Origin of the sequence: Phytohabitans flavus, from assembly GCF_011764545.1 — a bacterium.
Lineage (GTDB): Bacteria > Actinomycetota > Actinomycetes > Mycobacteriales > Micromonosporaceae > Phytohabitans > Phytohabitans flavus.
In genome coordinates this window covers 5529155-5556113 of record NZ_AP022870.1, presented here as the reverse complement: position 1 = coordinate 5556113, position 26959 = coordinate 5529155, and the positions used below count along the sequence as shown (strand labels likewise).

General features: G+C 69.4%; 18 protein-coding genes and 4 pseudogenes. 16 read left to right on the top strand and 6 right to left on the bottom strand.

What is annotated here, in order from left to right:
* The first annotated feature begins 350 nt into the window (after positions 1-350).
* The 4 genes from Pflav_RS24220 (at position 351) to Pflav_RS24205 (ending at position 3956) form a co-directional block, all read left to right on the top strand.
* Entirely contained in the window at positions 351-1619 is a 1269-nt protein-coding gene (locus tag Pflav_RS24220) for an ABC transporter substrate-binding protein (protein ID WP_173038439.1), read from the top strand.
* 86 nt (positions 1620-1705) lie between these two features.
* The gene (locus Pflav_RS24215; RefSeq protein ID WP_232071842.1) at positions 1706-2572 is read left to right on the top strand and encodes a carbohydrate ABC transporter permease; all 867 of its coding nucleotides are present in this window, start codon (positions 1706-1708) and stop codon (positions 2570-2572) included.
* Entirely contained in the window at positions 2569-3399 is an 831-nt protein-coding gene (locus tag Pflav_RS24210) for a carbohydrate ABC transporter permease (protein ID WP_232071840.1), read from the top strand. Before Pflav_RS24215 ends, Pflav_RS24210 begins: the two co-directional genes overlap by 4 nt.
* Positions 3396-3956 carry a DUF624 domain-containing protein gene (locus Pflav_RS24205; protein WP_173038436.1) on the top strand — a complete coding sequence of 187 codons (561 nt, stop codon included), beginning with the start codon at positions 3396-3398 and terminating at the stop codon, positions 3954-3956. Before Pflav_RS24210 ends, Pflav_RS24205 begins: the two co-directional genes overlap by 4 nt.
* On the opposite strand, the pseudogene recQ reads toward Pflav_RS24205, so the two are convergent.
* Positions 3936-5776: pseudogene (gene recQ, locus Pflav_RS24200) on the bottom strand (DNA helicase RecQ). The gene Pflav_RS24205 and the pseudogene recQ overlap by 21 nt on opposite strands.
* Positions 5777-5954: 178 nt before the next feature.
* Here recQ and Pflav_RS24195 point away from each other — a divergent pair.
* From Pflav_RS24195 to Pflav_RS24170, 6 genes and pseudogenes are all read left to right on the top strand, one after another.
* Positions 5955-9050, top strand: coding sequence for a M14 family metallopeptidase (locus Pflav_RS24195; RefSeq protein ID WP_173038435.1), 3096 nt, complete (start codon positions 5955-5957; stop codon positions 9048-9050).
* Positions 9051-9170: 120 nt separating this feature from the next.
* Positions 9171-10094 (top strand): endonuclease domain-containing protein, encoded by a 924-nt coding sequence (locus Pflav_RS24190; RefSeq protein ID WP_173038434.1) that lies wholly within the window; start codon positions 9171-9173, stop codon positions 10092-10094.
* A gap of 177 nt (positions 10095-10271) precedes the next feature.
* Positions 10272-11792: pseudogene (gene istA, locus Pflav_RS24185) on the top strand (IS21 family transposase); the annotation flags it as partial.
* Positions 11793-11920: 128 nt separating this feature from the next.
* The gene (locus Pflav_RS24180) at positions 11921-12133 is read left to right on the top strand and encodes a hypothetical protein (RefSeq protein ID WP_173032598.1); all 213 of its coding nucleotides are present in this window, start codon (positions 11921-11923) and stop codon (positions 12131-12133) included.
* On the top strand, positions 12130-12906 hold the full coding sequence (istB, locus tag Pflav_RS24175) for an IS21-like element helper ATPase IstB (protein WP_173032803.1): 777 nt from the start codon (positions 12130-12132) through the stop codon (positions 12904-12906). The genes Pflav_RS24180 and istB overlap by 4 nt, the downstream gene beginning before the upstream one ends.
* 598 nt (positions 12907-13504) lie before the next feature.
* Positions 13505-14574 (top strand): annotated as a pseudogene (locus Pflav_RS24170) (IS110 family RNA-guided transposase).
* A gap of 365 nt (positions 14575-14939) precedes the next feature.
* On the opposite strand, the pseudogene Pflav_RS24165 reads toward Pflav_RS24170, so the two are convergent.
* Both Pflav_RS24165 and Pflav_RS24160 read right to left on the bottom strand, forming a co-directional pair.
* Positions 14940-17422 (bottom strand): annotated as a pseudogene (locus Pflav_RS24165) (DEAD/DEAH box helicase).
* 22 nt (positions 17423-17444) lie between these two features.
* Complete coding sequence (locus Pflav_RS24160; protein ID WP_197938728.1) at positions 17445-18437, bottom strand: TrmB family transcriptional regulator; 993 nt, start codon at positions 18435-18437, stop codon at positions 17445-17447.
* Between the two features lie 271 nt (positions 18438-18708).
* Between Pflav_RS24160 and Pflav_RS24155 the strand changes: the two genes are divergently transcribed.
* Positions 18709-19743 carry a response regulator transcription factor gene (locus Pflav_RS24155; protein WP_173038432.1) on the top strand — a complete coding sequence of 345 codons (1035 nt, stop codon included), beginning with the start codon at positions 18709-18711 and terminating at the stop codon, positions 19741-19743.
* A 21-nt stretch (positions 19744-19764) separates the two neighbouring features.
* Here the strand turns inward: Pflav_RS24155 and trmB are convergent, their stop codons facing one another.
* Both trmB and Pflav_RS24145 read right to left on the bottom strand, forming a co-directional pair.
* On the bottom strand, positions 19765-20454 hold the full coding sequence (gene trmB, locus Pflav_RS24150; protein ID WP_173038430.1) for a tRNA (guanosine(46)-N7)-methyltransferase TrmB: 690 nt from the start codon (positions 20452-20454) through the stop codon (positions 19765-19767).
* A gap of 64 nt (positions 20455-20518) precedes the next feature.
* Positions 20519-21151: a hypothetical protein gene (locus Pflav_RS24145; RefSeq protein WP_173038428.1), complete on the bottom strand. Its 633-nt coding sequence runs from the start codon at positions 21149-21151 to the stop codon at positions 20519-20521.
* 121 nt (positions 21152-21272) lie between these two features.
* Here Pflav_RS24145 and Pflav_RS24140 point away from each other — a divergent pair, with 121 nt between their 5' ends.
* The 4 genes from Pflav_RS24140 (at position 21273) to Pflav_RS47590 (ending at position 25148) form a co-directional block, all read left to right on the top strand.
* Entirely contained in the window at positions 21273-22400 is a 1128-nt protein-coding gene (locus Pflav_RS24140; protein ID WP_197938727.1) for a cellulose binding domain-containing protein, read from the top strand.
* 85 nt (positions 22401-22485) lie between these two features.
* Positions 22486-22974 carry a hypothetical protein gene (locus tag Pflav_RS24135; protein ID WP_173038424.1) on the top strand — a complete coding sequence of 163 codons (489 nt, stop codon included), beginning with the start codon at positions 22486-22488 and terminating at the stop codon, positions 22972-22974.
* 3 nt (positions 22975-22977) lie between these two features.
* On the top strand, positions 22978-23592 hold the full coding sequence (locus tag Pflav_RS24130; protein WP_173038422.1) for a class F sortase: 615 nt from the start codon (positions 22978-22980) through the stop codon (positions 23590-23592).
* 65 nt (positions 23593-23657) lie between these two features.
* A complete protein-coding gene (locus Pflav_RS47590) occupies positions 23658-25148 on the top strand; it encodes a PQQ-dependent sugar dehydrogenase (RefSeq protein ID WP_173038420.1) in 1491 nt (496 codons plus the stop codon).
* Here the strand turns inward: Pflav_RS47590 and Pflav_RS48920 are convergent.
* Complete coding sequence (locus tag Pflav_RS48920; protein ID WP_173038417.1) at positions 25145-25591, bottom strand: phosphoribosyltransferase; 447 nt, start codon at positions 25589-25591, stop codon at positions 25145-25147. The genes Pflav_RS47590 and Pflav_RS48920 overlap by 4 nt on opposite strands.
* A gap of 610 nt (positions 25592-26201) precedes the next feature.
* Here Pflav_RS48920 and Pflav_RS24115 point away from each other — a divergent pair.
* A complete protein-coding gene (locus tag Pflav_RS24115) occupies positions 26202-26954 on the top strand; it encodes an ROK family protein (RefSeq protein WP_173038415.1) in 753 nt (250 codons plus the stop codon).
* Positions 26955-26959 lie beyond the last annotated feature (5 nt).

The window sequence follows — 26959 nt, the reverse complement described above, 5'->3', positions numbered from 1 at the left end:
TGACCTCGGGGGCGGCGTGGTTGCAGACTTCCTGCTGGCGCCCCAAAAGGAGCAGCGGCCCTGTGCCGAAGGCAAAGCGGGTGGTCCTCGCGGTTACCGCCGCGGGGACTTTCCTAAGCCCGCCCCCGCCGCCCCCCTCTCGCAGCTGATCAGGGACTTGGTGGGCGTGTCCGCCGGTGCGCCACCTCACAAACTCCCTGATCAACTCCTCTTTTGTTTGGGCTCCAGCCCAACATCACGCGGTTGTAACGTTTTAGGACCGGCATTGACGTCGATGTAACGCGACCATAACCTGGGCCAGGCAAGCGCTTACCTGTGGCGCACCTCACTTGGGCCTCGGAGGTTCTCACATGGGCGTTATGAAACGGTTCACGACCGTTCTCGCCGCCGCCTCGCTCGTCTTCGCCGGTGCGGCCTGCGGCGGGGACGGCGAGGCGGAGTCGGGGCCGGTCACGCTGCGCTACTCGTGGTGGGGCAACGCCGACCGCGCCGCCCTGGTGCAGAAGGCGATCGACCTGTTCCAGACGAAGAACCCCAACATCAAGGTCACCCCGAGCTTCCAGGAGTTCGAGGCGTACTGGCAGAAGATGGCCACCGATACGGCCGGCGGCAACGCGCCGGACGTGCTCCAGATGGACTTCGCCTACCTGCGGGAGTACGCCGACCGTGGCGCGCTCTACGACCTCAAGAAGCAGGAGGGCCAAAACCTCGACACCGGTGACCTGCTCGAAGGGCTCAAGGGTGCCGGCGAGGTCGACGACGGGCTCTACGCCGTGCCGGTCGCCGGCAACACGTGGGGCTACGTCTACAGCCCGGCGGCGTACGCCACGGCGGGCGTGCCGGAGCCGAAGCTCGGCTGGACGTGGACCGACTACCGCTCCGCGATGGAGAAGATCACAAAGAGCACCGGCGGCAAGGTGTACGGCGGTGGCAACTACATCGGCACGTACTACAACCTCGAGGTGCAGCTCCGCCAAGAGGGCAAGCTGCTCTACACCGAGGACGGCAAGCTGGGCTTCGACAAGCCGCGGCTGGCCAAGTTCTTCGAGGAGGGCAAGCAGCTCGCCGACGCCAAGATCGTGCTGCCGGTCGAGAAGGGCGTGCAGATCAAGCCGAAGTTCGCGCTCGAGCTCGACCTGATCGCCGGCGACCTGGGCTGGGACAACTTCATGACCCGGTACGCGGCCGCGACCAAGACCGAGCTCAAGCTCGGCCCGGTGCCCAGTGACAACCCGGCGCAGCTCGGGCAGTACCTCAAGCCCTCGATGCTGATGAGCGTCTCGGCGAAGTCGGACCACCCGGAGCAGAGCGCGAAGCTCATCGACTTCTTCATCAACGACCCCGAGGCGGGCCAGATCCTCGGCGCAAACCGAGGCATACCAGCCACCAACGCCCAGCGTGCGGCGGTCAAGCTGGAGGGCCCGTTCGCGGCGGTGGCGGCGTACGAGGAGAGCATCAAGGGACAGCTGGAGAAGGCGCCACCCGCTCCGCCAAAGGGCGCCGGCACGATCGAGCAGTCGTTCATCCGGATCTCGGAGGAGCTTCAGTACGGCCGGATCAGCGTGGACCAGGCGGTGGACCAGTTCTTCACCGAGGCGAATGAGACGCTCGAATCCTGATGGCGACTGTCGCGCCAACGCGCCAGGCGGAAGCCTCGGGACAACCGGCGGGCCCGCGCACACGGGCCCGCCGGTCGGGCGACGGGGTGGCGGGGTACCTCTTCCTCTCCCCGTGGATCCTCGGGGTCCTGCTGCTGACGATCGGCCCGATGCTCACGTCCCTGTACCTCTCCTTCACCGACTACAACCTCTTCACCGCGCCTGAGTGGGTCGGCCTCGACAACTACAAGCGGATGTTCGAGGACGCGCGGTGGCTGAAGTCGGTACAGGTGACCGCCATCTACGTCGCGGTCGCGGTGCCGGTGAAGCTGGCCGCCGCGCTGGCCGTCGCGGTACTGCTCAACAACAAGCGCAAGGGCCAGGGCTTCTACCGGGCGGCGTTCTACGGGCCGTCGCTGATCGGGGCGAGCGTAAGCCTCGCCATCGTGTGGAAGGCGCTGTTTACCGACGACGCGGTGGTCGACCGGATGCTGCGGGTCGTGGGCATCAACACCGGTGGGTGGGCCGGCAACCCGGACTTCTCGCTGATGATGCTGGTGCTGCTGGGCGCGTGGCAGCTTGGCGCGCCAATGGTGATCTTCCTGGCCGGACTCAAGCAGGTGCCTGTCGAGCTGCACGAGGCGGCGCATGTGGACGGTGCCGGGCGGTGGCTGCGCTTCCGCGCCATCACGCTGCCGATGATCTCGCCGGTGGTCTTCTTCAACCTGCTGCTGGAGACCATCAACGCGTTCCAGGTCTTCACGTCGGCCTACATCGTGGGCGGTCCCAACGGCTCGCCCGCCGGTACCACGCTCTTCTACACCATCTACCTCTACGACCGGGGCTTCTCCGACTTCCGCATGGGCTACGCCTCGGCCATGGCGTGGATGCTGCTGCTCGGCGTCGGCCTCATCACGCTGTTCCTCTTCCGCACCGCGCGCGGATGGGTCTACTACTCCGGGGACCGCCGATGAAACTGTCCACTGTGGCGTGGCACGCCGGCGTCATCGCGGTACTGGCGATCGTGCTGTACCCCATCGTGTGGGTGGTGGCCGCGACCTTCAAGCCGTCCGAGGACATCATCGGCGGCCTCAGCCTGCTCCCGACCGAGCCGACGACCGTCAACTACGAGCGGGCGGTCGAGGGCATCGCGGGCATCAGCATCGCCCGCTTCTTCTGGAACTCGACCGTCCTCGCCGTACTGTCCGTTGTGGGCACTGTCGCCTCGTCGGCGCTCGCCGGTTACGCCTTCGCGCGGCTGCGCTTTCGGGGGCGAGGCGCCATGTTCGCCCTGATGATCTCCACGCTCCTGCTCCCCTTCCACGTGCTGATCATCCCGCAGTACGCGGTCTTCCAGCGGCTCGACCTCATCGACACGTACGTGCCGCTGCTGCTCGGCAAGTTTCTCGCGGTCGAGGCGTTCTTCGTCTTCCTGATGGTGCAGTTCATGCGGACCATCCCGCACGAGCTCGACGAGTCGGCGAAGATTGACGGCGCCGGGCACTGGGGCATCTTCTGGCACATCATCCTGCCGCTCGCCCGACCGGCGCTGATCACGACCTCGATCTTCACGTTCATCTGGAGCTGGAACGACTTCTTCGGCCCGCTCATCTACCTCAGCACCCCGGACAAGTACCCGCTGCCACTCGCCCTCCAGCTCTTCGTCGACGAGGCGTCCGGCTCCGACTTCGGGGCGCTGATGGCGATGTCGATGCTGGCGCTCGTGCCGGTCGTCCTCTTCTTCCTGTTCTTCCAACGCTTCCTCGTCGAGGGAGTTTCCACATCGGGGCTGAAGGGATGAGGCGCTTCGTCCTCTTCGGAGAGTGCCTGCTCGCCGGCCTCCTCACCGCGCTGCTCGCACTCCCGCTCGTCACGCTGCTGCCCGCGCTGGCGGCCGGCTGCGCGCACATCCGGGCACATGTGGAGGGTGAGACGACGGCGGTACGTGCCTACTTCGCCCGCTTCCGCGCCGCGTTCCCGGGCAGCGTCAAGCTTTCACTCGGCGTGGCCGCGGCGTTCGCGGTGGTCACTGTGGACGGTCTGCTCCTGCGCGCCGCGGTGCCCGGCGGCGCCTACGTCGCCGCGTTCTGCGGCATAGCCGCGACGGCCCTGTCGGTGGTCCTGCTCCGCGCGGCGGCCACCTGGTCGCCCGGTCGCTCCTGGTCCGATTTGGTACGGCAGGCCACCGTCCGCGCCGCCACGGGCGATCCTTCGGGGTCCCTGCTCCTGGTGCTGGCGCTCGCCCTGCTCGTGCTCATCACCTGGCAGCTGTTGCCGCTGGCGGTACCAACGCTGGGTTGTGTCCTGATGGCCGCCGTCGCGGTCGAACGCCGCGCGCTAGTCCTCGCCGACCGCTAAGGTCTCCAGGATCTGCTGGCCGAACTTGGCCAGCTTGGCCTCGCCGACCCCGCTGACCGTGCTCAGTGCGGCGAGGGTCCTGGGCGACTCGGCGGCGATCTGCCGGAGCGTCGCGTCGTGGAAGACGACATAGGCCGGCACGCCCTGCTCCTTCGCGGTCGCGGCGCGCCATGCGCGCAGCCGCTCGAAGACCGGCGCGGCCTCGGGCGACAGCTGGACCGGGGCCGCGGCACCGCTGCGCGCCTTGGCGGCCTTGGCGGTGGCGACCCGCTCGGGCTCGCGGCGGAGCTTGACCTTGCGCTGCTTGCTCAGTACCCCTTGCTGCCCTCGGTGAGCGCGAGCGTGCCGTACTCACCTTCGACCGCGAGCAGCCCCTGGGCCAGGAGCTGGCGCACCACCGCCCGCCACTCGCTCTCGCTCAGCTCGGTGCCGATGCCGAAGACGGTGAGCTGGTCGTGGCGGTGCTGCGTGACCTTGTCGGTCTTCTTGCCGAGCAGGATGTCGATCGACTGGGTGGCGCCGAAGTGCTGGCCCCGCTCGCGGTGCAGCCGCAGCACGGTGGAAAGCAGCTTCTGCGCGGCGACCGTGCCGTCCCACGACTCCGGCGGCGCGAGGCATGTGTCGCAGTTGCCACACGGGCTGCCCTCCTGCCCGAAATACGCGAGCAGCTGCACCCGCCGGCACTCGACGGTCTCGCACAGGGCCAGCATCGCGTCGAGATGGGCGGCGAGGTTGCGCCGGTGGGCCAGGTCGCCCTCTGAGCCGTCGATCAGCTTGCGGAGCTGCACGACGTCCTGCAACCCATACGCCAGCCAGGCGGTCGAGGGGAGGCCGTCGCGCCCGGCGCGGCCGGTCTCCTGGTAATACCCCTCCACCGACTTGGGCAGGTCGAGGTGGGCGACGAAGCGCACGTCGGGCTTGTCGATGCCCATGCCGAACGCGATCGTGGCGACCATGACCAGCCCGTCTTCGCGCAGGAAGCGAGACTGGTTGGTGGCGCGGGTGCGCGCGTCGAGCCCGGCGTGGTACGGCAGGGCGGTGACGCCGTTCGCGACAAGGAACTCGGCGATCTTCTCCACCGAAGCGCGGGACAGGCAGTACACGATGCCGGCGTCGCCCGCGTGCTCGGTGCGCAGCAGGTGGAGCAACTGCTTGCGCGGCTCGTTCTTGGGAACGATCCGGTACTGGATGTTGGGCCGGTCGAAGCTCGCCACGAAGTGGCGTGCACCCTCGAGCTGGAGCCGCTTGGCGATCTCCGCGTGTGTGGCCGTGGTGGCGGTGGCGGTGAGCGCGATGCGCGGCACATCCGGCCAGCGCTCGTGCAGCATCGACAGCGCGAGGTAGTCGGGGCGGAAGTCGTGGCCCCACTGCGACACGCAGTGCGCCTCGTCGATCGCGAAGAGCGCAATGTTTCCGCGGTCGAGCAGCCGCTGCACGCCGGGCGTGCCGAGCGCCTCGGGGGCCAGGTAGAGCAGGTCGAGGTCGCCCGCGAGGAAGGTCGCCTCGACCGCCCGGCGGGTGTCGAAGTCGAGCGTCGAGTTGAGGAAGTCGGCCCGCACCCCGAGCGCCCGCAGCGCGTCGACCTGGTCCTGCATGAGCGCGATCAGCGGGGAGACCACCACCGCGGTGCCCTCGCGGACCAGGGCGGGGATCTGGTAGCAGAGCGACTTGCCGCCGCCGGTGGGCATGAGGACGAGCGCGTCGCCGCCCCCGACCACATGCTCGATGATCTCGCGCTGGTCACCCCGGAACGCGTCGTATCCGAAGACCCGGCGGAGGACGCGGAGCGCCTCGGTCTCAAGATCTACTGCGGGAGCCACCCGCTGATTCTACGAGCGTCGGCCCGCCGGGGTCCGCCCGAACTCGCGGTCGCACTGTGGACAGGCGCGGCGTATCGACGGTCATTCTGAAATCCACCAGGGCCGAAGGGGTGATTGACACTCACCGCCCGTAACACGAAGCTCACGCGTGAACGACCTTCAAAATAGAGGAGGCGCGATGAGGACAGCACGGTTGGCGACAGCCTGCGTGCTCACTCTGGTGGGTGCGTTGACACCCGCTATACCGGCGGGAGCTCAGGCGCCGTCGAGACCCGGCGGCGGCCAGGACAAGCTGGAGGTGTACGTCGGCACGCTTACGCCACAACAGCTCGAGACCACCCGGTCCGCCGGTGTGGACCTCGAAGAGGCGTCGACTGCCACGGACAAGTCCGGCAACACTGCCGTCGAGCTGGTGTTGAGCGGATTCCAAGCGGCGAAGCTCGCGACCAAGGGCGTGAAGCTGTCGCCGAAGAAAGTGGAGGGCAAGACCGCCTCGCAGGCGCTGCGCGAGCAGTCGGCGGAAGGATGGTCCGCTTTCCGGTCATACAGCGAGAAGGGCGGCATCCGGGACGAGTTCACGGCGACTGCGGCCCGGTACCCCAAGATCGCGAAGCTGGTGACGGTCGGTAAGACGATCAACGGGCAGCCGATCCTCGCGGTCAAGGTCACGAAGAATGCCAAGAACCTCGAGGACGGCAAGCGCCCCGCGACGCTCTACATGGGTGCGCAGCACGCCCGTGAGTGGATCACGCCGGAGATGGTCCGCCGGCTGATGCACCACATGCTCGACTCGTACGGCACGGACGCCGAGATCACCAAGCTCGTCGACAACACCGAGCTGTGGTTCCTCCCGGTGGCCAACCCGGACGGGTACGACTTCACGTTCACCGGGGACAACCGCCTGTGGCGTAAGAACCTGCGCGACAACGACGGCGACGGCCAGATCACCACGCTCGACGGCGTCGACCTCAACCGCAACTTCGGGTACAAGTGGGGCTACGACAACGAGGGCTCCTCGACCGACCTCGCGAGCGACACGTTCCGCGGCACCGGGCCCAACTCGGAGCCGGAGACGCAGGCGCTCGACAAGTTCTTCCGCAGGGTCGGCTTCGAGTTCCTCATCAACTACCACTCCGCCGCCGAGCTGCTGCTCTACGGCGCCGGGTGGCAGCAGTCCACACCCACCCCGGACGACGAGATCTACAAGGCCATGGCCGGCGACGACGCCAACCCGGCGATCCCCGGCTACGACCCGGACATCTCGGCCGAGCTCTACATCACCAACGGTGACACTGACAGCCACGCGACCGAAAAGTACGGCACGCTGGGCTTCACGCCGGAGATGTCGACCTGCACCACCGTGTCCGCCTCGGTGCCGGACGACGCGTGGGAGCCGGAAGACTGCATCAGCGACTTCATCTTCCCGGACGACGAAAACCTGATCGCCGCCGAGGTCGCGAAGAACATCCCGTTCGCGCTCGCGGTGGGCAAGTCGGCGCTGGACCCCGACGAGCCGGTCTCGGTCGTCGGCCGCAGCACCCCGGACTTCGTGATCGACTCGTTCGACGTGTCGTTCGGCCGCAACCAGCCGGTCGCCACGATCGCCCGCCGGGCGCTCAAGGACGTCCACATGCACTACACGATCAACGGCGCCCGTCCGAAGACCGTGGACGTCAAGGAGTGGAAGGGTGGCGAGAAGTACGGCGGCACCCACGACGACTACTACGCCGAGCTGCGCGGCAAGGTGACCGGGGCGAAGCCGGGTGACCGGGTCGAGGTGTGGTTCACCGGCCGCAAGCCGAAGGTCGGCGTCGTGGCCAGCGACCACTTCACGTACACGGTCAACAGCGACATCGGCGGTCAGGTCCTCGTGCTCGCGGAAGAGGACGTGACCGGTCTCAGCCCGGCACAGCAGGGCACCTCGGCCAAGTACGCCGACGAGCACGTCGCGGCGATCAACAAGGCCGGGTACACGACCGACGTCTACGACTTCGACACCCAGGGCCGCAAGGCGCCCCACCACCTCGGCGTGCTCTCGCACTACAAGGCGGTGGTCTGGGAGACCGGCGACGACGTGATCCAGCGGTCGGTGGGGCAGGTGCCCGGTACGACCACGAAGGCCGCGCTCGACACCGAGCTGGCCGTTCGTGACTACCTGAACGAGGGTGGCAAGGCACTCGTCGGCGGGCAGAACGCGCTGTTCGCCCAGGGTGCGAACGGTGCGTACTTCTACAACCCCGCCGCGCCGCCCGAGTGCACCAACCCCGACGACGTGACCTGCCTGCCGCTGCTGAACGACTTCCCGCAGTACTGGCTGGGCGCGCACACATACGTCAGCGGCGGTGGCACGGCAGCGGACGGCTCGCACTACCCGGTCGACGGCAGCGGGCCGCTGGCCGGCTGGAACGGCACGCTCAACGCCGAGGGCTCGGCGGACAACCAGGCGCACACCGCCTCGTTCCTGCCGACGTCCAGCTTCCTGCCGGCGGCGCAGTTCCCGCAGTTCACGAGCGAGATCGCGGGCAGCTGGGACCGGCCGGGCGCGGCACCGTTCGACCCGTTGACCGGCGCGTTCTACGTCTACAGTGGCCAGTCGGACCAGTCGTACAAGCGGCTGACCCGTACGGTCGACCTGACCGGCGCGTCAAGCGGCGAGCTGCGGTTCTGGAGCTCGTACGACACCGAGGCGGCGTGGGACTTCCTCTTCGTCGAGGCGCACGAGGTGGGCACCGACGCGTGGACCACACTGCCGGACGCCAACGGGCACACCGGTACCGAGACCGGCGAGAGCTGCGCAGCGGGCTGGGTGCCGCAGCTGCACCCGTTCCTCGCCCACTACCAGGGCGCGGACTGCTCGCCCACCGGCACGACCGGTTCGTGGAACGCGGCCTCCGGCCCGTCCGGCGGCTGGGTGGAATGGTCGGTCGACCTGTCCGCGTACGCGGGCAAGCAGGTCGAGCTCTCCATCTCGTACGTGTCCGACTGGGCCACCCAGGGCCTCGGCGTCTTCCTCGACGACGTGCGCGTTTTCGCGAACGGCGCGCCGGCGGCGGAGACCTCGTTCGAGACCGACCTGGGCGGCTGGACGGTGGCCGGCCCCGCGCCGGGCTCCGACCCGAACAGCGGCGACTGGTCGCGCACGCAGACGGCGTTCGAGGAGGGCGGCATCGTCGTCACCCCGGACACCGTCTACACCGGTTTCGGCCTGGAGGGCCTCGCACCGGCGGCCCGCGACGATCTGATGCAGAAGTCGCTCGACCACCTGCTGGGCTAACTCCACAGTAGAAAGAAGAGGGGCCCGCCCCCGCGGGCCCCTCTTCGCTGTCCTAGATCTAGGCGATTTCCTGTCGCCAGGGCGACTGAAGGTCGATTCGGTCCGGAGTGGACTGTCGCGATGCGACTGCCCGGCGGCGAAGCGGACGAGTTCGAGTGGGTGCTCTTCGAGCAGAGCAACGTCCTCACGGCGGCACAGGCCGCCCGCCTGCTGACCCCTTCGAAGGTCCGGCATCTGCTGGCCAGGGGCCGGTGGCGACGATGGTGCCGGGGCGTTCTCGTGAGCCATCCGGGCGAACTCAACCGCCAGCAGCAGCTGTGGGTCGCGGTGCTGTCGGTGGGCGGGGACGCTGTGCTGGGCGGGCTGACCGCGGCCGCCGAGGCGGGGCTGCGCGGCTTTCGCGCCGAACCCATCGACCTGCTCGTCCCTGGGACCCGCACCAGCGCCCTCGCCCGGCGAGGGCTCCTGCCCGGCATGCCCGGCGTGCGGGTGCACCGCACCGCTGTGCTTCCTGCCGAACACGTCCAGGCCGCCCGCCCGACGCGGACAACGACGCCGCGCGCGCTCGTGGATGCGGCCGCATGGGCGCGGACCGACGACGAGGCCCGAGCGATCATCGCGGCCGGTTGCCAGCAGCGCCTGGCAACGCCGGCGGAGATCATCGCGGTCACCGACCGGATGCCCAGGGCACGGCGGCGTGCGGTCGTCATCGAAACTGCGCGCTACGCCGAGGGCGGCGCGACCGCCCTGTCGGAGATCGACTTCCTGCGGCTCTGCCGGCGTCACTGCCTACCCGCACCCGACCTGCAGGAACAGCGCACGGACGCGAACGGCCGCACGCGTTTCTTGGACGCGTACTGGCGGGAGTGGCGGCTGCACGTCGAGGTCGACGGCGCCCACCACATGGAGGTCCGGCACTGGGAAGAGGACATGGTTCGACAGAACGACATCTGGATCGAGGGCGACCGGATCCTGCGTTTCTCCGCCGGCCAGGTACGCCGCCACCCGGCGGAGGTGGCCGCCCAACTGTCGGCGCTCACGTAATTCCCCACCTGTAGCGGTCTGACGCTCACGTAATTCCCCACCCGCTCGCTCACCTAATTCCCCAGGTGAGGCGCCTGGGCGCCTAGGGCTCCCAGTGGGGTGGTCCTCGCGATCTTGAAGAGTTCTCCCTTGTCCGGGTGACGGGTGAGGGAGCTGATGGCGAGGAGAACGTTCGACGTGGTCGATGTGACCGAGATCTTCATCCACTGGTACGCGGGCCGGTCGATCAGCGAGGTGGGCACGTCGCTGGGTGTGGATCGTAAGACGATCCGCAAGTACCTGGCCCCGGCGGTCGCGGCTGGGTTCGTGCCGGGTGGGCCGGCGATGAGTCAGCAGGACTGGGCGGCGCTGGTGACGCGGTGGTTCCCTCAGTTGGCCGATACCCGGTTGCGGCAGGTGACCTGGCCGCAGATCGCTAAGCATCACGAGTACATCACTGCCCAGCTGAAGTTGGGGGTGACGCAGGCGACGATCCACCAGCGGCTGCGGGACGAGCACGGCCTGACCGCGTCGGTGGCGTCGTTGAAGCGGTATGTGGCGGCGAACCTGCCGGAACAGGTGCGCCGGGACCGGGTCGTGGTGCTGCGCGATGAGACGGACTTCCCGCCGGGTGAGGAGGCCCAGATCGACTACGGGCATCTGGGCCATTGGGTAGATTCGGCGACCGGCAAGCGGCGTCGAGTGTGGGCGTTCGCCATGGTCCTTGCGTGTTCGCGGCACATGTTCGTGCGGCCGGTCCTGACCATGGATCAGCGGGCCTGGACCGAGGCACACATCGAGGCGTTCGCGTTCTTCGGTGGCACGCCGCGGCGGCTGGTGCCGGACAACCTGCGCACCGGGGTGGACAAGCCTGACCTCTACGACCCGAAGATCAACCGCTCCTATGCTGAACTGGCCGCCCACTACGGGGTGCTAGTCGACCCGGCCCGACGCGGCAAGCCGCGGGACAAGGCCCGCATCGAGCGGCCGATGCCGTATATCCGGGACAGTTTCTGGCGCGGTCGCCAGTTCGCGTCGCTGGAGGCGATGCAGGCCGCTGCGACCCAGTGGTGCGCCGAGGTCGCCGGCCGCAGGTCCTGCCGGCCGCTGGGCGGTGCGGCGCCGGCGTCCGTGTTCGCGGCTGTCGAAGCAGAAGTGCTGCAACCGTTGCCTGGCAAGGCGTTCGCGTTGGCGACGTGGTCGACGGCGGTGGTGGGACCGGACATCCACGCCAAGGTCGGTAAGACGATCTACTCGGTGCCGTGGCGGTTCATCGGCCAGCGTGTCGACGCCCGCGAGACACCGCTGGTGGTCCAGATCTTCCACAAGGGACAACTGATCGCCACGCACGGCCGCAAGCCACAAGGCAAGCAGACCGACTTCGGGCACTATCCGCCCGAGAAGATCGCGTTCCGGATGCGGACGCCGACCTGGTGCCGCACCCGCTCCGCCGAGATCGGCCCCGCCTGCGCTCAGGTCATCGCCGGGCTTCTGGAGGTCAACGCTCTGTTCCGGCTCCGCGCCGCGCAGGGCGTGCTCGGACTGGCCGACAAGCACGGCACCGCCCGTCTCGAGGCCGCCTGCACCAAGGCGATCGCGGCTGGCGACCCGTCCTACCGCACGGTCAAAGGCATCCTGGTCGCCGGCGCCGAGACCGACCCGCCACCACCGTCCGCTGGTGACGGCGGCGCCGCAGCGCACCTGCACGGCCCTTCGCAGCTGTTCGCGAACGTCATCCCCCTGCCCACCCCGAACGTCACGCTCGACATGGACACGGTCATCGCGGACGACGACCGCGGCGACGCTGGTGACGACGAGCAGCCCAGCGCCGCAGCGGGAGTGCTGGCATGACCGACCAGACCACCACGGCGACGGCGCCGCAGCCGGCCTACCCGCTGCCCCAGCCCGGCGGAGCAGATCCCCGGTTCACCTACGGCCTGCTGCACGACGTCGCCGAAGTGTTGCAGCGCAACGGTTTTCCCCGCCCGGCCGGCACCGACTGGGCCGACCTGATGGCCGCCCTGCACCACTTCCTCTACCAGCCCAAGGAGACCTCGTGACCATCGTCGACACCGCGCTGCACGACAGCCTGCGCGCGTTGAAGCTCTCCGGCATGCTGCACACCCTCAACGCCCGCCTGGCCCAAGCCCAAGCCGGCGAGCTCGGCCACCTGGAGTTCCTGCAGGTGCTCTGCCACGACGAGATCACCCGCCGGGAAACCATGGGCATGCAACGCCGGCTGCGCCGCGCCCGCTTCGACCAGACCACCACCCTGGAGGAGTTCGACTTTCACACCAGCCCGAAACTGCCCGCCGCGCAGATCCGCGACCTGGCCGCGCTGCGCTGGCTGCAGGCCGGCGAGTCGGTCATCCTGCACGGCCCGGTCGGCGTCGGCAAAACCCATATAGCGCAAGCCCTCGGGCACCTCGCCATCCGCCGCGGCGCCGACGTCCGCTTCACCAAAACCAGCCGCGCCCTAGCCGACCTCGCCGGCGGCCACGCCGACCGCACCTGGCCCCGCCGCCTCGCCGAGCTCGCCCGTCCCGCGTTGCTGATCCTGGACGACTTCGCCATGCGCGAACTGACTGCCCAACAGGCCGACGACCTCTACGAACTCATCTCCGAACGCGCCCAGGCCGGCCGGTCCTTGATCGCCACCTCGAACCGGTCACCGGCCGACTGGTATCCGCTGTTCCCCAACCCCGTCGTCGCCGAATCGCTGCTGGACCGGCTCATCAACACCAGCCACCAGGTCTTCATGAACGGACCCAGCTACCGCCCCAACAAACGACCCGGCCGAGCCGGCTCGACAACACCGACCGGCACCAAGTAGAACATCAACCGAGGGCCACACCCTGGGGAATTACGTGAGCCCAGACCCGGGGAATTCCGTGAGCGACGACACCCAACTCCGCCGCGCGTTGGCGGCAGCGGGTTGGACACCCGAGCAGTAGATCTAGTCGACTTTCTGTTGCCCCAGCGACAGAAAGTCGACTAGATCTACTCGGCTTGGCCCCAGCGACACCCCCGGTGGGCGCTTTAGTGGGGTTTGTCCCCGTGTCGGAGGCCTCAGAGTGGGTGGTGCCGGCCTACGGCGGCCGGAGAGATCTGGTTTTCCTTGATCGGCCGTAGCGGCGGGCGGGTTTGGGTTGTGTGCCGCGGAGGGTGAGGCCGCGGGAGCAGCGGTCTGGACCACGGCGGACAGAGATGATGTTTGTGAGCACCTCCCGTCCGGGGTCTGACCCGACGGCGGACTGACCTTGGGGTCTTGGAAGATGATCTGTCGGCCCTGGTCGGGAGGTGCTCGTGCACTCACTGGACGTGGCGTTGTGACTTCATAGGAGCCTGGCTAGAGGCCCCGTCTCTGTCTTGTCCGCGTTGCCCGGCTGGTGCGTGCCGCCCTGCCCCCAGTCACGAACGACAGGACGACGATGCCCTCTATTACACCCGACACCGCCGCGATCGAGGTCGTCGGTGGCGTGGACACCCATCTCGACACGCACACCGTCGCGGTGATCGACCTGGTCGGACGGGTGGTCGGCACTGAGCAGTTCCCGGCCACCACAGCCGGCTACACGGCCCTGCTGGCCTGGATGCGCGGACACGGACGACTGGCCCGCGTGGGGGTGGAGGGCACCGGCGCCTACGGCGCCGGCCTGACCCGCCAACTACGCAACGCCGGCGTCGAGGTGATCGAGGTCGACCGCCCGGACCGCAAGACCCGCCGCTCGCAAGGCAAGTCCGACCCGATCGACGCCGTCCAAGCCGCCAAGACCGCCCTGGCCGGCCACCGCACCGGAACCCCCAAACAACGCGACGGCCGCGTCGAAGCCCTCCGCAACCTACGCGTGGCCCGGCGCAGCGCGGTCGAACAACGCGCCGACACCCAACGCCAGATCAAAACCCTGATCGTCACCGCCCCCGACGAACTACGCGCCCGACTGCGTGGCCTGAACGTCAAGCAGTTGATCGCGACCTGCGCCACCCTGCGGCCCGACCGGGCCGACGCCGCCACGCCGGCCACTGCCGTCAAGCTCGCCCTACGCTGCCTGGCCCGCCGTCACCAGCAACTGTCCGCCGAGATCACCGACCTCGACGAACTACTTGAACCCCTCGTGGCCGCCATCAACCCCGACCTGCTCGCTGTCCACGGCGTCGGCCCCGACGTCGCCGGCCAACTACTGGTCACCGCCGGCGAAAACCACGACCGACTCACCTCCGAAGCCGCGTTCGCCATGCTCTGCGGCGCCGCCCCATCCCCGCCAGCTCCGGCAAAACCAGCCGCCACCGCCTCAACCGCGGCGGTGACCGACAAGCCAACGCCGCCCTCTACCGCGTCGTACTCACCCGCCTACGCTGGGACCCCCGCACCCGCGCCTACGCCGAACGACGCACCAAGCAAGGCCTGTCCAAGAAAGAAATCATCCGATGCCTCAAGCGATACGTCGCCCGCGAGCTCTACCAACACATCACAACAAACGATCTTGAACTAGCCGCTTGACATCCATAGGAGCATCATCATCGCGGTAGCTGACCGGAAACCTACCGGCACCTAGGACGCGTTTAACCACCCAACCGGCAGTCGGGGCGAAAGAACGATATTGGGCACCGACACGAGGAAGAGGGATACCCGCAGTCAGAGTGCCTCTCGTTGTGAAGGTGGCGCACCTCCTCTCCTCACCGATTGTGGCGATCCCAGCGCATACGCACCACCCGGGGACGCAACCCGTCCGCGACCGCAAGCCGCCCCCAGGTTTCACGCCCGGCGTGATCAACCTCGGTTGTGAAGACTCAAATCTCCATGATGGAGGGATCCGTAAGAAGGACGCAGGGTGGCGCCGATGCGGCGCGTCCCGAAGGCGGCCTTCACGCGGAAGCGACTGAGACGATGTGGATGGCGGCGGCGCCTAGGTCGTCGGATTCGGCTAGGTCGACTTCGGCGGTGATGGCCCAGTCGTGGTGGCCGGCCGGGTCGTCGATGATCTGGCGGACGGTCCAGCGGTCGCGGCCCTGGTCGATCATCAGCAGGGAGGGGCCGCGGGCGTCCGGGCCGGTGCCGATGTCGGTGTGCTCGGCGAAGTATGGCTCCAGCGCCGCCTCCCACTCCTCGGCGTCCCAGCCCGCCTCGGCGTCGAGCGCGCCCAACTCGTCCCAGCGGCGCAGGGCGGCCAGCTCGACTCGGCGGAACAGGGCGTTGCGGACCAGGACCCGGAAGGCGCGGGCGTTGCGGGTGACGGCGGGCGGGCGTTCGTCGACCGGGATCTCAGCGGCCGGGCCGTCGGTGCCGCCACGGAGGCGTTCCCACTCGTCGAGGAGGCTGGAGTCGACCTGGCGGACCAGCTCGCCGAGCCACTCGACAAGGTCGATCAGCTCCTCGGTCTTGGCCTCGTCGGGCACGGTCTGGCGCAGCGCCTTGTACGCGTCCGCGAGGTAGCGCAGCACCAGCCCTTCCGAGCGGGAGAGGCCGTAGAAGGCCACGTACTCGGTGAAGGTCATGGCCCGCTCGTACATGTCGCGGGCCACCGACTTCGGCGACAGCTGGTAGTCGGCGACCCAGGGGTGGCCCTTCCGGTACGCCTCGTAGCCCACGTCCAGCAGGTCGGCCAGCGGCTTGGGGTGGGTCACATCTTCGAGCAGCTCGAGCCGCGCCTCGTACTCGATCCCCTCGGCCTTCATCGCGGCCACCGCCTCGCCGCGGGCCTTGAACTGCTGCGCCGAGAGCACCTGCCGTGGATCGTCCAAGATGGACTCGACGACCGAGAGCACATCCAGCGGGTACGAGACGGACTCGCGGTCGAGCAGCTCGATGGCGGCCAGCGCGAAGGGGGACAGCGGCTGGTTGAGCGCGAAGTCGAACTTCAGGTCGACGGCCAGGCTGATCGGCGCGCGGGTCACCACGCCGGCGGCGAGCAGTGCGCGGTACATGGCGATCGCGCGGCGGATGTGGCGGCGCTGTGTGGGGCGGTCGTCGTGGTTGTCCGTGAGCAGATGGCGCATCGCGGTGAACGCGTCGCCGGGGCGGCCGATGACGTTGAGCAGCATCGAGTGGCTGACCCCGAAGCTCGACGTGAGCGGCTCCGGCTCGGCCTCGACAAGCCGGTCGAAAGTCGGCTTGCCCCACCCGATCGAGCCCTCCGGCGGCTTCTTGCGCACCACCTTGCGGCGCTTCTTCGGGTCGTCGCCGGCCTTGGCGAGCGCCTTCTCGTTTTCGATGACGTGCTCGGGGCCTGCACGACGACGTTGCCCACGGTGTCGAAGCCGGCCCGACCGGCGCGGCCCGCGATCTGGTGGAACTCGCGGGCCTTGAGCAGGCGAGTCTTCGTCCCGTCGTACTTGCTCAGCGCGGTGAAGAGCACCGTCCTGATCGGAACGTTGATGCCCACGCCGAGCGTGTCGGTACCGCAGATCACCTTGAGCAGGCCGGCTTGGGCGAGCGTCTCCACAAGGCGCCGGTAGCGGGGGAGCATGCCGGCGTGGTGCACGCCGACGCCGTGCCGCACGAGCCGGGACAGTGTCTTGCCGAAGCCGGCGGTGAAGCGGAAGTTACCGATGGCAGCGGCGATGGCGTCTTTCTCCGCGCGGGTGGCGAGATTGACGCTCATCAGCGCCTGTGCGCGCTCCAGCGCGGCCGCCTGGGTGAAGTGGACGATGTAGACCGGTGCCTGTTGGGTGTTGAGCAGCTCTTCGATGGTCTCGTGCAGGGGCGTCGTCACATACGAGAAGAAGAGCGGGACCGGCCGAGCGGCCGAGCGGACGACGGCGGTGGTCCGGCCCGTGCGCCGGGTCAGGTCCTTCTCGAAGAAGGAGACGTCGCCGAGCGTCGCGGACATCAGCACGAACTGGGCCTTCGACAGCTCCAGCAGCGGCACCTGCCACGCCCAGCCCCGGTCGGGCTCGGAGTAGAAGTGGAACTCGTCCATCACGACGACGCCGACGTCCGCCTCGGCACCCTCGCGCAGCGCGATATTGGCGAGGATCTCGGCGGTACAGCAGATGATCGGGGCATCTTCGTTGACGCTGGCGTCGCCGGTGAGCATGCCGACGTTGTCCGCGCCGAAGGCCTCGCAGAGCGCGAAGAACTTCTCCGACACCAGCGCCTTGATCGGCGCGGTGTAGAAGGTGGTGCGGCCGGTGGCGAGCGCGCTGAAGTGCGCCCCGAGCGCCACAAGGCTCTTGCCGGAGCCGGTGGGGGTGCTCAGGATCACGTTGGCGCCCGACACGATCTCGATCAGCGCCTCTTCCTGGTGGGGGTAGAGGGCGAGCCCCTGGTCGGCGGCCCAGGTGGCGAACGCGTCGAAGGTGGCGTCGGGGCCCTGGGCATCGCGGGGGATGAGGTCAGTGAGCGTCATGGCTGTTCAAGGATGCCAGGTTTTACAGCCACCCGCGCTCTCGCGCCTGCCAACCGAGCTGGAGTCGGGAGCGGGAGTGCGTCAGCTCCATCAGGTGCTGTACCCGGCGGACCACCGTGCGCCGGCTCACACCCAGCCGAGCCGCGGCCGCCTCGTCGGTGAGCCCGGCCACCAGCAGCGACAGCAGCTGCCGGTCGGCGGCGGTGAAGCCGGCATCGGCGGTCGGCTGGTCGTCGTCGCCGAGCGCGAGCGGCGTGGCGACCGCCCAGATGGTCTCAAACAGGGCGATAAGTGCGTCCAACAACCCGGACGGGTGCACCAGCAGGGCGGCGTCGTGGGCAGCTGTGGCGTACGCGAGCGGCAGCAGCGCCAACTCCCGGTCGGCGATCGCCAGCTTGGTCGGCAGCGTCTCGACGAGCCGTGCCTGCTCACCAGCCCGCAAATGGGTGGCGGCGGCCGCGGCCATGTCCGGGTCGGCGAGGGCGTTCGCGTCGTACACCGCCCGGTAGCTGACACCGGCGGCCTCGCGGTCGAGCTGGGTGCGGTTGACCCCGGTGCCCTTGGCGTACGGCGGCGCGGTCAGCACCCGCATCTCCTTGCGCGCCGTACGCTGCACCCGGTCGAACGCGCGCCCCACCGCCGCCCGCCCGGAGACGATCTCGATCAGCTCCTCGGTGCTCCGGTCGGCCACCAGGTGCTCGGCCTCGTCAGCGAGCAGGAGCGCGGCCTCGCGGGTACGCTCCAGCTCCTCCATGCGGCGCCGCACCAGCTGCTCCACGGCCAGGTCGGGCGGCACCGGCACGACCCGCTCCTGTGGCGGCGGGGTGCGGTGTACGAGACCCTTGCGCTGGAGGCCGGCGACCGCGCGACGGGTGCCCGCCGCGGTGAGGCCGATCCGGTCGGCGAGCTGGGGGAGTGGGGCGCTGCCCTGGCGCACCAGCGACAGGTACGTGGACTCCTCCGCGGCGCTCAGCCCGGCGGCCTGGAGCACGGTGCACATCCCTCGTTGACGCATCTGCGACATGGCGCAGCTGCGCTGACCGTAGATCCTTTACCGCCCCGGTGACAAGTGTGAGAGTGATCCCGGCCGCAACCCGGACCGGCAGGGGCCGAGCCCCCTCTGGCGTACGCCACCCTCGGCCCCAGCCCCGGCCGCCCGGCGCGGACTGTCCACACTGGCCGTTCATCGTCGGTGTTCCTGTAGATAAGCCATACCGGCAGCGGCTATGCTGTTTGATAAATCTGTGCTCGTCGATGGAGACTGTGCTCCTCGCCAGGGGCGGCCCATGGGCAGTGGAAGTGCGCCGGGACCCAGCCGCATCGCGGTGTTTTCCGGTGATCGGCTCCGCCGCGACGCGCTGGCGGCCTACCTCGGCACGCTGCCGGACTTCACCCTCGTGGGGCAGGTCACCGGTGACGCCGAGCTGATCCCGCTCGTCGAGTCGCAGCGGCCGGACGTCGTGCTCGTCGATGGCGGGCCGGGTCCGGGCGAGCGCGTGCCGGCGCTCCGCGCGCTCCGTGAGCGGCTCCCGGGCGTCGCGGTGGTGCTGGCGTACGAGCGGCTGTCGACCGCCGAGTTGGCCGCCCTCCGGGACGCCGGCCTGGCCGCGCTCGTGCCGTACACGCATGGCCTCGGCGGCCTCCTCGCCGTGCTCCGCGCACTCCCGGCCGGGGCCTGGCAGACCGCGAACGGCGCCGCGCTCACTGCCCGCCAGCGCGAGATCCTCCTGCTGCTGCGCTCCGGACACAACATCGGCGAGGTCGCGGAGCTGCTCGGCATCAGCGCGGGCACGGTCGAAAACCACCGGCGCCGGGTGTACGCGAAGCTGGGCACGCCGCCGCCCGCTCGGCCCGCACCGCCGCCCGCCGACCAGGCCGAGGAGCCGTCACCGGTGGGACGTCCGGTGCTCGCGGTGGCTGTGGGCAACCCGGGACTGGTGGTGGACCGGGTGGTCACCACGCTGATCGCGCACCGGCTGGCGGTGGTACGCGAGCAGGGTCCCGAGGCGGTCGCCCAGGTGCACTGGCTCCGCTCGCATCGGGGCCCCGTGGTACGGGTACTCGTCAACCCCACGGTGGCTCAGTGGCAGGCGGGCGCGGCGCTCGGCTGGACCGCGGTGATGGTGCACGACGACCCGGTCGACCGGCAGGCTATGGCGGAGGCGGTGGCGTACGGGGTGCTCGGCCTGGTGCCGTCGAGCGAGGTCGAGCACCAGCTTGTGCCGGTGCTCAACCTGGTGGCGGCCGGCTATCTCGTGCTCGATCCGGCGTCGAGCGGCCTTCTCACCGATGCGTTAGACGGGCGCGTGGAATCCACTTAGGACTGTCTACTGTGGTGCACGTTAGCGGCGGCGGAAGCCCAGGTCGAAGATCTCCCGGCCGGCCTCGACGCCGCGCTGCTCGAATTTCGTGACCGGGCGGGCGGCCAGGCGTGGCGCGTACCCCTCGTGCTCGTTGACCAGGTCCGGGTCGGCGCTCAGGGTCTCCAGCATGACCTCGGCGTACTCGGCCCAGTCGGTCGCGCACCGCAGCCGGCCGCCGGGGGCGAGCCGGGAGCGCAGCAGCGCCACGTGGTCGGGCTGGAAGAGCCGGCGCTTGTGGTGGCGTGCCTTGGGCCACGGGTCAGGGAAGAAGGCGTGCACCGCGTCGAGGCTCGCCGGCGCGAGCATGTGCCGCAGCAGCATGATCGCGTCGCCGAGGCCGACCCGCACGTTGGTCAGCCCGCGCTCCTCGACCACGGCGAGCAGGCTGGCCACGCCGGGGGTGTGCACGTCGACGGCGAGGTAGTCGCGGGCGGGGTCAGCGGCGGCCATCTCGATCGTCGCCTCGCCCATGCCGGAGCCGATCTCCAGCACCACCGGCGCCTGCCGCCCGAAGAGCGCGTCGAGGTCGAGCCGGGTGGTCGGCGTCTCGGGGATGGCGACCCCCCAGCGTGGCCAGAGCCGGGTGAGCGCGTCCGCGTGGCGCCCATTCATCCGGCCGCGGCGGGGATGAAAGGTGCGCACACGTGCGAGGTGGGTGCCTGTCGACATAACTCGCCAAGGATACGGCGGCGCCGGTCGCGCCCCCTCGACCGGCGCCGCCAAACTGCCTGTGTCAGGCGACCGCGGTCCACATCGTGGCGAAAGCGGCGGCCTCGCCGGTCAGCCAGCGCTCGACTTCCTCGGGCTTCGTCGCCGGGTCGGGCCGGTGGATCTTTCCGCGGCGCACGTCTACGACGACGGGCGTGGCGTGCGGCAGCACCTGAGGCATGTGGCGGGACATCAGGTGGAGCGTGGCCAGGAGCGCCTCGTCGGCCGGCGGGTCGGGGTCGAAGTGCAGGCGGACCGCCTCGGCCCGGCCGTCGTCGTAGCGCACGCCGAGGTGCGGGTTGACCTTGATGGAGAGGCCGCCGAGCACGCCGAGCGCGTCGCGCGTCTGTGCCACGCCGACGGCCGCCGGATCGCCGAGTGTGCCCAGGTAGGCGAGGGCGCCGGGGGTGAGCACCTCGTACAGCGGGCGCCAGCGTGGTCGGACCAGGTCGACGGCGGCGGTGAGGTGGGCTCCGCCGGTGCGGAACTGTATGTCCGCCTTGAGCGCCTTGACCAGCGTGCCGTGCGGGTTGAAGCCGGAGCCGGACTCGCGCTGCCGGCGCAGGCCGGAGACGAAGGTGGCCTTGCGGGGGCCGGTGCGACCGACATAACGGGTGAAAGCGAGCAGGGTGGCGTAAGGGGGAGGGGCGCCGGTCACAGCAGTCTCCTAACCTAAAGTGACGAGCCGTGTTCGTACACACATTCTAATGCGACGGTACGACAAACTTAGTTCCTGAACCGGTTGAGCTGGCAAGCATCTACATGTTTCAATGCCGTCCATGTGGAGAAGGTCCCTGCTCGCCGGCCTACTGGCCGTCGTCGCGTTCATCGCCGCCCAGCAGGTGATGACTGCCCCGGAGGCCAGTGCGGCCGCCCCGGTGCGGGTCATGCCGCTCGGCGACTCGATCACCGGCTCGCCCGGCTGCTGGCGTGCCACCCTCTGGAACCGGCTGCGGAGCAGCGGCCTCACCGACGTCGACTTCGTCGGCACGCTCCCGCCGCAGGGCTGCGGCGTGGCGTACGACGGCGACAACGAGGGTCACGGCGGCTTCCTGGCCACCAACGTCGCCGACCAGAACCAGCTGGTGGGCTGGCTCGCCGCCACCCGCCCGGACATCGTGATGATGCACTTCGGCACCAACGACGTGTGGAGCAACCGGTCGCCCGACGTCATCCTGGCCGCGTTCTCGAAGCTTGTCGACCAGATGCGGGCCAGCAACCCGAACATGCGGATCCTGGTCGCGAAGATCATCCCGATGGGTACGAGCCAGTGCCCGGAGTGCGGGCAGCGGGTGGTGACGTTCAACAACGCGATCCCCGGCTGGGCCGCGGGCAAGACCACGAGCCAGTCGCCGATCACGGTGGTCGACCACTGGACCGGCTTCAACACCGCGACCGACACGTACGACGGCGTGCACCCCAACGCGGCCGGCGACCAGAAGATGTCGGACCGGTGGTACCCGGCGCTCGCCGCGGCGCTCGGTGGCGTGACCCCGACGACCGGGCCGCCCACGACCGCCCCGCCGACCACCGCCCCGCCGACCACTGCCCCACCGACCACGGCACCGCCCACGACCGCGCCGCCGACCACCGCGCCGCCGCGCGACGGGTGCGTCGCGACGTACCGGGCCGTCGGACAGTGGCCGGGCGGCTTCCAGGGCGAGGTCACCGTGCGGAACACGGGTACCGCGACCACGCGGGGCTGGACCGTGCGGCTGACCTTCGCGAACGGTCAGCAGGTCAACCAGATGTGGGGCGGCTCGTACACGCAGAGTGGGTCCACTGTGACCGTCACCAACGCCGGCTACAACGGCGCGATCGGCCCGAACAGCTCCGCCACCTTCGGCTTCATCGCCAGCTGGACCGGCAGCAACACCGCACCGACCCTCACCTGCACCGCTTCGTAGGAACCGGCGGCGCCGTGTCCACCCCAGGGCCCCACCCACGAGAAGGCGACTTGAAGGACGCCTCGATCACGGGGAGAATCCGACCATGGGAGGACGCGGCGCCATCGCAGCGGCCGCCGCCGTGCTGGCTGTGGTCCTGACCACCGCGGTGCCCGCCCGGGCCGCGGCGACGTATGTCGAGCTCAATCCGGCGACCGTCCAGGCTGGATACCTGGTCGGCATCCGCGCGAGCTGCGACGACAACACCAAGCCGGCCACTGTGGAGTCGGACGCGTTCGGCGAGGTCAAGGTGTACCCGCAGTTCGACGTCCTGACCGCGGCCGTGACAGTGCCCGCCGACAAGGACCCCCGCCGCTACGACGTGCGCCTGAGCTGCGACGGTGGCCAGGCGGCCTCGGCCCGGCTCAACGTGCTGGAGGGCGGGCGGCCCAGCGAGGGGCCGGCCACCGGGTTCGGCGGCATGGCCGACGACGGTTCGGGCGGCCTGCTGGTCGGCGGGGGCATGGTCGCGATCGTCGTCGGGGCGCTGCTCGGCGTGTACACGCTGCGCCGGCGCCGCGCCGAGACGACCTGACCGATGGCCGCCCCGCGGTTCACCGGCCCGATCGCCATCGTGGTGGCGCTCGCCGGGGTGCTCGCGGTCGGCGCCGGGCTGACCGAGGACACCGGACTCTGGGACGCCCTGTCCCGCGAGTCGACGCCGCCGCCACGCGAGTTTCCGGTGCTCGAATCGAGCCGGCCGATCCGCATCGAGATCCCCTCGATCGGCGTGCGAGCGCCGGTACACGGGGTCGGCCTCGCCGACGACGGCTCGATCTCGGTCCCCTCGGTGCACCGGCACAACGAGGCGGGCTGGTACGACCGTGGCCCGACCCCGGGCGAATTCGGCCCTGCGCTGATTGTCGGGCACGCGGACACCAAGGACGGCCCGTCCATCTTCTTCTCGCTGCCCAAGCTCCAGCCCGGCGCCAAGGTCGAGATCACCCGACGGGACCGTTCCATCGCGATCTTCGAGGTCAACTCCGTCGAGCGCTTCGGCAAGTCCAAACTGCCCGCCGACCGGGTCTACGGCGACTACACCCGCCCAAGCCTCCGCCTGATCACCTGCGGCGGCCAATGGGTCGGCGGGAGTACCGGGTACCAGGACAACATCGTCGCATTTGCATCGCTCGTGGCGACGAAGAACGCATGATAGATTGACGGCGATCGCTGTATTGCTGGCCGGCTGGGCACCGGCCCATCAGCTAGGAGATCGCTGTGCGTACCCGAATCGTCATTGCCCTTGCCACCGTCCTGGCGACCGCCGGCGGTGCCGGGCTGGCCGCGGCGGCCACCGCGCCCGCCGCGCCTCCGATCACCACCTTCGCCAACGGCAACTTCGACTGGTCCCGCCCGCAGACCGCGGCGAGCGGGCTGACCGTGCCATGGGGCCTCGCCTTCCTGCCTGACGGCAGCGCGCTGGTCAGCGAGCGCAACAGTGGCCGTGTGCTGCGCATCCCACCGGGCGGCGGGCAGGCACAGCAGGTGGCCACGATCAGCGGCGTCTCGGCGACCGGCGAGGCCGGCCTGCTGGGGCTCGCGGTTTCCCCGACATACGCGCAGGACGCATTCGTGTACGCGTATTTCACGTCGGCCTCGGACAACCGGATCGTCCGGTTCACGCTCGCCAACCCGCAGACCCAGACGCCGATCCTGACCGGGCTGGCTCGGGCCAGCATCCACGACGGCGGCCGGATCGCGTTCGGGCCGGACGGCATGCTCTACGCGGGCGTCGGTGACGCCGGCAACACGGCGAACGCGCAGAACCCGCAGAGCCGCAACGGCAAGATCCTGCGGATGCGGCCGGACGGCAGCACACCGCCGGACAACCCGACCGCCGGCTCGCTTGTCTACAGCCTCGGCCACCGCAACGTGCAGGGGCTGGCCTGGGACTCGTCCGGTCGGCTCTACGCCGCCGAGTTCGGGCAGAACACCTGGGACGAGGTCAACAACGTCGTGCCGGGCGGCAACTACGGCTGGCCGACGGTCGAGGGGCGGGCCGGTGACCCGCGCTTCCGCGACCCGATCGTGCAGTGGACCACCGCCGAGGCGTCGCCAAGCGGCGCGGCCGTGGACGGCAACACGCTGCTTGTCGCCGCGCTCCGCGGTACCCGGCTGTGGAAGGTCCCGCTGAATGGCAGCGGTGGCACCTCGGGCAACCCGACCGCCGAGCTCCAGGGGCAGTACGGGCGGCTGCGCACCGTCGCGGTCGGCCCGGACGGCTGGCTCTGGGTCGCGACAAGCAACCGTGATGGCCGGGGCACGCCCGCGGCGAACGACGACCGGGTGCTGCGCTTCCCGCCGGTGGGTACCGTAACCACCCCGCCCACCACGCCACCCACGACGCCGCCGACCACCCCGCCCACCACTCCACCGACCACGCCGCCGGTGACCGGCAGCTGCACGGTGGCGTACCAGCTGAACCAGTGGAGCAACGGCTTCACCGCGAACATGACGATCACCAACCGCGCCGCGGCGATCAACGGCTGGACGCTGACCTGGAGCTTCGGCGGCAACCAGCAGGTCACCAACGCCTGGAACGCGACCGTGACCCAGAGCGGTACCGGTGTGACCGCGCGGAACGTCGGCTGGAACGGCGCGATCCCGACCAACGGCAGCCAGACGTTTGGCTTCCAGGCCAGCTACAGCGGTACGAACAACCGCCCGGCCGAGTTCCGCCTGAACGGGACGGTGTGTACGAACGCCTAGGGCAGAACGGCGGGGAGATCCTCAGTCCCAGGGAAACATGACCGGCTCGTCCCGCACGCCCAGCGAGAAGTCCGGGGCACGGCAGATCTGGATTGGTAGAAGTACGCCGCCGTCCAGACCCGTGCCCCCGCCTCGACGAGTCTGTCCCGAGCGTCCAGGAGACTCTGCCCCGTCTCCAGTACGTCTTCGACGAGCAGGATCCGATGGTCGTTGCCGACCGGATGCGGAAAGCTGTAGAACTCGCGCCGCGTGCGACTGTCGTCGATGTACCTGATGCCGATGCTTGCCAGTCGCGCGACGTCCAGCCGCGCGGAGAGCAGCCGCGCTGGGACGAAGCCTCCGCGCGCGATCGCCACGATAAAATTCAGCTGGCAGTCGCCTTTTGTTACTTGTGTCGCGAGGTCATCCGCGAGCAGGCAGGCCTGTTCCCATGAGATCAACATACCCGTTGGCTCTCGTTTGTTGGATCGTCCGGCCGATCGACGACAGATTGATATTGGGCAGAGATTGATATTGAACAGAGTACCGAAAGCAAGATGTCAAAGCGAAGGGTCAGCCCCGGCCCGCCAGCCCGCGCTCGACTGTCCACTATAGAGGATGCGTGGTTGTCGTGGTCCAGCCGTGCCCACGCGTCGAGGCACAGCCGCCTTTCTGAGCAACGATCGGTGGCGCCTCTGGGCACGATCGACAGCGCTGGTGTCGACCCGCTGTCAGGCATTCGTCACTGATCTGACAATTGCCGCAGGCCGCTTGGGAATGGCCGTCCGTTGCCTCGCGCCGCTATCCTGAAACAACACCTGTCGATAATTGTGGCGTTTATTCGCTGGTTCATAAATCGGGCGTGCCTATGCCGACTTCGGGCACGGTCGTCAGGCAGCGAAAGCGATCGGCGCCGCACTGCCGGTGCTGGAGAAAGCCGCCGACCGGTGGTGGCAAGCCATCGACGCGGCCACACGCTAGCCATGACCGCGCGGCCGGAGGTGCCGCCGCCCGGAGGGCGTGCGGGTGGGGATCCGCCCTGCTAGTGATCGTCGGGCCAGGCAGACTGTCGGGGTGACTACCACGCTGGCGATCGACTGTGGCGGCGGCGGCATCAAGGCCTCCGTGCTGGACGAGGCGGGCACCATGCGCGCCCAGCCGGTCCGGGTGCCCACGCCGTACCCGCTACCGCCGTCCCTGTTCGTACAGACCCTCAGCGACCTGGCCGGCAAGCTTCCCACCGCCGACCGGGCCACCGTGGGGATGCCGGGCATGATCCGGCACGGCGTGGTCGTGGCGACACCGCACTACGTGACGCGGAACGGGCCCCGTACCAAGGTCGACGCCGACCTGGTCGGGCAGTGGGCGGGATTCGACGCCCGCACGGCCCTCACCGACGCCTTCGGCCTGCCGACCCTCGTCCTCAACGACGCCGAGGTGCACGGCGCTGGGGTCGTCGCCGGCACCGGGCTTGAGCTGGTGTTCACGCTCGGCACCGGGCTCGGGTGCGCCCTCTTCGACGGCGGCATCCTCGCGCCGCACCTGGAGTTCTCCCAGGCGCCGGTGCGGTGGGGGATGAGCTACGACACGTACATCGGCGAGCACGAGCGGCGCCGCCTGGGGGACGGCTTCTGGTCGCGGCGGATCCGGGCGATCGTCGACGGCCTGCGGCCGGTCTTCATGTGGGACCGCCTATATATAGGTGGCGGCAACGCCCGCCGGATCCGGCCGGAGCAGCTCACACGCATGGGCGACGACGTGGTGGTCGTGCCGAACAGCGCCGGCATCATCGGCGGCGTCCGGGCCTGGTCACTGACCCGCCCCTGAGCGCC